2 protein-coding genes and 1 pseudogene are annotated in these 1,135 nt (G+C 63.3%); 2 read left to right on the forward strand and 1 reads right to left on the reverse strand.

The genetic code is table 11. The annotated features are described in order from the left end of the window. Positions 1–34 precede the first annotated feature (34 nt). The gene (locus CWO89_RS44410; protein WP_130584408.1) at positions 35–337 is read left to right on the forward strand and encodes a type II toxin-antitoxin system Phd/YefM family antitoxin; all 303 of its coding nucleotides are present in this window, start codon (positions 35–37) and stop codon (positions 335–337) included. Continuing rightward, positions 334–471 (forward strand): annotated as a pseudogene (locus CWO89_RS48685) (type II toxin-antitoxin system VapC family toxin); the annotation flags it as partial. The gene CWO89_RS44410 and the pseudogene CWO89_RS48685, both read left to right, overlap by 4 nt. Here CWO89_RS48685 and CWO89_RS44420 read toward each other — a convergent pair. Further along, positions 443–1,135 (reverse strand): DUF7007 domain-containing protein (locus CWO89_RS44420; protein WP_245476873.1); only part of this gene is annotated, 693 nt, incomplete at its 5' end. The pseudogene CWO89_RS48685 and the gene CWO89_RS44420 sit on opposite strands and share 29 nt — an antisense overlap.

A 1,135-nucleotide genomic window follows, 5' to 3' on the forward strand; every position in this document is an offset into this window, starting at 1 on the left:
TGTGATAGACCACTAGCTGACTAGGTACGGATCGATGGCTAAGCGCGCGGAACTGACGAAGGCAAAGAGGTCTGGCGGCCGGAAGGATGCCGGACGGTGGAAGCTCGAAGATGCGAAGGCGCGGTTCAGCGAGGTAGTGCGGCACGCCCGCGAGGACGGCCCGCAGCGGGTGACGGTGCGTGGCCAGGACGCGGTCGTCGTGATGAGCGTCGAGGAATTCGAACGCCTCGCTCCGGGAAAACCTCGGGCGCCTTTCGTCCAGTTCATGGAGAGCCTGCATCTGGGAGGGCTCGATCTGACGCGCGAGGCGGATCGCGGCCGGGATGTCGAGCTTTGAGGGGTTGGCTGCTTGAAACCCATGTCGTCGCGGCCCTGATCAACCCGCAGGGAGCACCGTCCGTGAAAGCCTGGGCTGCCGGGCAGGATGAGGAGACCTTCCACATCAGCGCTCTGACGCTGGCCGAATACGACAATCTTTGCTGTGACTGGATATGATCGCCGAAATGACGATCCAGTCGTTGGCATGCGACTGCTGGAAGTTGCGGCGATCCTTCTCATAAGACTCTCCCGGTGCGAGCATGGTGCCGAAGATGGTCTCCCAGGCATCCGGCCATGAGTCCTTGATCGTGCGTTCGGCGCAGCGGCGCTCGAACGCGGTGAAGAGATGCGGAAAGGTGATCGCGACGATCGCCCATTCGGCATCCTCCTCGTAACAGCCACCTTTGGCGCGCAGCATGGGATGGACCTTGCGGTTTCGCTCGGCCGAGAGTTTGAAGCCACCGTGGCCAGCCGTGGAATGCAACGTGACGCCTTCGGCATAGACGGTCGCACCCTGCGAAGCGCCCCACGGCGTGTGGACGTGCGAATGCAGTTCGACGCGGCCAAGCATCTTGCACTCGCGCTGATGCTCGGCACTTTCGAGAACGTGGGCACGGAATGCTGCTTCATCGGCAAGCACGCCGGAATGGCCGTAGAAGTCACCGCGCGTCCATTCGCCCATGGGGCGGGAGATGCGCCAGGCCGTGACGAGATAATGCCGGCCATCGCGGCCGGGCGCCATCGCGAAGGCCGTGTCGCCAACGAGCGCGACGAGAAGACCGTCAGCGCTGCGTCCAAAAGAAACCCCCGGAAATCC

Origin of the sequence: Bradyrhizobium sp. Leo170, assembly GCF_004296405.1 — a bacterium.
Classification (GTDB): domain Bacteria; phylum Pseudomonadota; class Alphaproteobacteria; order Rhizobiales; family Xanthobacteraceae; genus Bradyrhizobium.

What these genes read in the sequence shown, in the direction of transcription:
- CWO89_RS44410 (WP_130584408.1), top strand. Translation starts at nt 35, where the DNA reads ATGGCTAAGCGCGCGGAACTGACGAAGGCAAAGAGGTCTGGCGGCCGG.